The 3,751-nt window shown below is 34.0% G+C and carries 5 protein-coding genes; 1 reads left to right on the plus strand and 4 read right to left on the minus strand.

What is annotated here, in order from left to right:
* Window positions 1–150: 150 nt before the first annotated feature.
* The 4 genes from HU235_RS15745 to HU235_RS15760 form a co-directional block, all read right to left on the minus strand.
* A complete protein-coding gene (locus tag HU235_RS15745; RefSeq protein WP_233452241.1) occupies window positions 151–645 on the minus strand; it encodes a flavin reductase family protein in 495 nt (164 codons plus the stop codon).
* A gap of 180 nt (window positions 646–825) precedes the next feature.
* Window positions 826–1,224: a VOC family protein gene (locus HU235_RS15750; protein WP_095299042.1), complete on the minus strand. Its 399-nt coding sequence runs from the start codon at window positions 1,222–1,224 to the stop codon at window positions 826–828.
* Window positions 1,217–1,999, minus strand: a complete 783-nt coding sequence (locus tag HU235_RS15755) for a phosphosulfolactate synthase (protein ID WP_145580847.1) — start codon at window positions 1,997–1,999, stop codon at window positions 1,217–1,219. The genes HU235_RS15750 and HU235_RS15755 overlap by 8 nt, the downstream gene beginning before the upstream one ends.
* Window positions 1,996–2,691, minus strand: coding sequence for a 2-phosphosulfolactate phosphatase (locus HU235_RS15760; RefSeq protein ID WP_174880812.1), 696 nt, complete (start codon window positions 2,689–2,691; stop codon window positions 1,996–1,998). The genes HU235_RS15755 and HU235_RS15760 overlap by 4 nt, the downstream gene beginning before the upstream one ends.
* Window positions 2,692–3,050: 359 nt before the next feature.
* Between HU235_RS15760 and HU235_RS15765 the strand changes: the two genes are divergently transcribed.
* Window positions 3,051–3,751: trans-sulfuration enzyme family protein (locus HU235_RS15765; protein WP_174880813.1), on the plus strand; the 701-nt coding region annotated here is incomplete at its 3' end.

A 3,751-nucleotide genomic window follows, 5' to 3' on the forward strand; every position in this document is an offset into this window, starting at 1 on the left:
TATATAAATAATAGAATAGAATGCAAAACTTTTATATTTTCATTAGCAAAAAAGACTGCCAAAACATATATGACAGTCTTTAAAAGATTTTAATCATTTCCATTATATAGGCATTGTAATAAAGTGAATTTTAACATTCCATTATTAACATCAATCATAAAAAGATGTAGGAATTTTTCCAAATCGTCTTTTATGATATAAAAGTGGTTCTTTCATCTCTGACTGAATATCAATAATCTCTCCGATTAAAATTGTATGATCACCTGCATCAACTGTTTTAAATGTCTTACATTGTAATACACTTGAGACATCCTCAATAATCGGCAATTGATTATTAGATAATTTCCATTTACAATTTGCAAATCGATCGATACCTTTCGAGGCAAAAAGTGAACAAATATCACCTTGGTTTTCAGCAAGAATATGTACAGCAAATTTGTCTGTGCTAATAAACTCTTCATACGTAGAGACTCTCTTATCAATTGACCATAAAATAAGTAAAGGAGCAAGTGAAACAGATGCAAATGAATTCACAGTTAACCCAATTGGAGCGCCTTCCTTCGTAACAGTAGTTACAACTGTTACACCTGTAGGATAGTTTCCCATTACTTGTTTAAAAAGCTCACTATTTTTTCCCGTTTCCATTGAACCACACCTTTCTATTACTCATTGTTCAGTAGCCCGATATTTTGTTAGCTTCATAAGCTTTATTATACCATATGGAACAGCATGCACTTGTTCTATTTATATTCAATCATCATCATAAAAAGGCACAACTTTAACCGATGTTATGCCTTCATTATATAGGTTTAATAGTTATTAATGTTAATAGGCCATTTCTGGATCGTGATAATATTTAAATTCCAGTAAATTATTTGCTGGATCGATAAGGAAAAACGTAATATGCTCTTCTCTTTTCCCTGCAAAACGAATCATTTTTTCTTGAAAAAAAGGCAACTCCTGACTTATTGCTTCATTTAATACTTGATCAAATTCAGAACGTTCTAAAAAAGTGATCCCAAAATGACGTGGATACATTTTCGGTGAAGGATCAATCGAATTAGGGTTTAAATGACAAACGACTTGATCCCCATAAAAATTAAATGTAACTCTGTCATCATATCTTCTTGCAAGCTTACAGCCTAACTTTTCATAAAATTCCACTGTTTCATCAAGGTCCTTACAAGGAATCGCAAGGTGAAACACTTTATTTGTATCACGCATGATTTGTCTCCTCCTCAAGAATATGAAATGTATCTGAACGTAACCCTAGCCTAAGTGTTTCTAATGAAATGCAATCTGAAAATGCTATATTGGCAAGGTTAACATTTGAGCCAACCATCTTAATAAAAGCAGTTTGAAGCTTCTTATTTGGGGCTTCAAAAATAATAGATTGCAAGTCTAGTCCTGAGCAGATAATTCTATCAACTAACTCCAATCTAAGTTCCCCATTTGCTTGACATACACCACTAGTACCACTTTCTCTTGCTTCTGTTATCACTTTTGTTGCCCCAGCTTCCAAATCCTCAGTGATCCATTCAACCCAATTCATTGAATTATCTACTTCATCAACGATGCTGATTTTACTCCCTACCTCACTAAAAACGGTAAACTCCTTTGAAAACTCTCTTATATAGCTTGCTTTTTCTTTATTTGTTATAGCTAAAGTCCCATTGGAAATTTCCACATATTCGCATTGAAATCTTCTACAATAATCGTAATAATCAGCAATTTTTCCTTGGGATAGAAATTTTTCAAATAATGTTCCACCGAAGAAGTAGCGTATCCCATTCTCATTTAAACTTGCTATCTTTTCATCTAATTGACTCGAAATGACCGAGGTTCCCCATCCGAATTTCACAAAATCAATATATTGACGAGAGCTATGAACCGTATCCTGGAAAAGCTGAAATGGGATTCCATTATCAATTAATATAGTCAGCCCATGATTTCGAGGTTTTTCCTCTCTTTTCGGTAAATGTAAGCCTGTTTGGTTCATATAAAAAACCTCTCGATTGTTGGGATTTTTCCTGTCTTATTAACTTTCATGACAAACTCCCCTTTCAGTTCTTTAACACAATATTTCAAATCATCAGCGTTAAATTCTGGTTGGCTTGCGTCAAAAAATTTTTCAGCTACATGAGAGTTTATTATTCGTTCAACAACCTCTTTTTCATCCATCACATCATTACCTTCCAATATACCTTTCATATACTCGGCACAAGCCAAATCATCATCACCAGTAGGATGTGATGCAACTATATGGACATGACATTCCCGTTCTGCTTGATCTATCTGCTTTTTTAAATAAGTCGCGGTCGTTCTAGCATTTGAAAATCCCGTTACATAAAGGTCTTTCGCTTGAAGAGAATTTAATGTTGCCTTCACTCCATTTGTCGTCTTTTGGACAAGTGTTTTTCCTTCAACTTTTGCATGACATATATGAGCAGGAGAATTATCTAGTTCAAATCCAGAAATCGGTAATCCCTTTATTTCACCTGCTAATACTAGATTTGGGTTTTGATTTTTTAAGTGGAACGCTTCATCAACAGTTGCCACAAGCAAAATCTTTTCCACACCTTTAAGAAATGCATAGTGTGCAACTGTAAATGCACGAATAACGTCGATGACGACTGTGATGTCTGATTCACGTAAAAGCATGTCATTCCCTTGATAAATCTTTATTGGCATCATTTTTCCCCCAATGGTATTAGCATCGATGCTGACAATTATGTGTCAAAAAAAGTATATTCACCCAGCCATTTTATGTGCCTAATCATCGGAAATATTTATTCATTTCCATATCCTCTCTTTTAAAATAAGTTGTGGCTTATTTAGAAGGAATAACAAAGCACTCCTTAAATAATGGTTATGCCACATACAGTAAATACTACAAAGGCATTGCCTATCCTCTGTTACGAAAGTCCTCTCAAATTTGTTATAAATATCCATTTACTTCTTAAACGTCTAAATTAAAAGCCAATCTGAATAATGTAAACAGAAAAAACAAAAGGTAATGCATAAAGACAAATAAATGGAGATAATTTCAGATGGAAAGAGAAAATATTCTTAACAGTGATCAAAATATTTGCTTACACGTTGATTCTGAAAGCTTTGCTGGAGCGATCATTCCACCTATTTATGGCAATAGTTTATTTACATTTAACTCTTATGAGGACTACGTACTAGGAGAAACAAATCAACAGAACAAATGTGTATATTGGCGAGGTACAAATCCAACAGTTGAAATAGCTGAAAAGAAATTAGCTGCATTGGAACGAGGGGACACATGTAAATGCTTCGCTTCTGGAATGGCTGCTATAACTGCAGCTATTTTTAATAGTGTAAAAAGTGGTGACCATGTACTAAGTGTGGGGAATATATATCAATCTACCGATGAATTGCTTAATTATTTGCAAAAGTTCGGAGTAGAGCATTCCACAGTATTTTCGGTTCATATAGATGACATTCGAAATGCAATTCGACCAAATACAAGCCTCATATATATTGAATGTCCTACAGATATGAACCTGCAACTTGTTCCATTAAAAAAACTGGCTTCCCTTGCAAAAGACAATGGAATCCGAACAATTGTAGATAATACGTGGGCAACACCACTCTTTCAAAAACCACTAATCTACGGAATTGATATTGTCGTCCACTCCGCTTCAAAATATTTAGGAGGTCATAGTGATTTAGTAGGTGGTGCTATAATTACAAGTACAGAAATTATGAAAACTCTATTCAAAAA

The sequence above is a fragment of the Metabacillus niabensis genome, assembly GCF_902829255.1.
In the GTDB taxonomy this organism is placed as follows: Bacteria; Bacillota; Bacilli; order Bacillales; family Bacillaceae; genus Metabacillus; species Metabacillus niabensis.

Excerpts from the sequence above, each read along its gene's own strand:
- HU235_RS15750 (WP_095299042.1), bottom strand. The coding sequence starts at position 1,224 with ATGCGTGATACAAATAAAGTGTTTCACCTTGCGATTCCTTGTAAGGAC.
- HU235_RS15755 (WP_145580847.1), bottom strand. The coding sequence starts at position 1,999 with ATGAACCAAACAGGCTTACATTTACCGAAAAGAGAGGAAAAACCTCGA.
- HU235_RS15760 (WP_174880812.1), bottom strand. The coding sequence starts at position 2,691 with ATGCCAATAAAGATTTATCAAGGGAATGACATGCTTTTACGTGAATCA.
- HU235_RS15745 (WP_233452241.1), bottom strand. The coding sequence starts at position 645 with ATGGAAACGGGAAAAAATAGTGAGCTTTTTAAACAAGTAATGGGAAAC.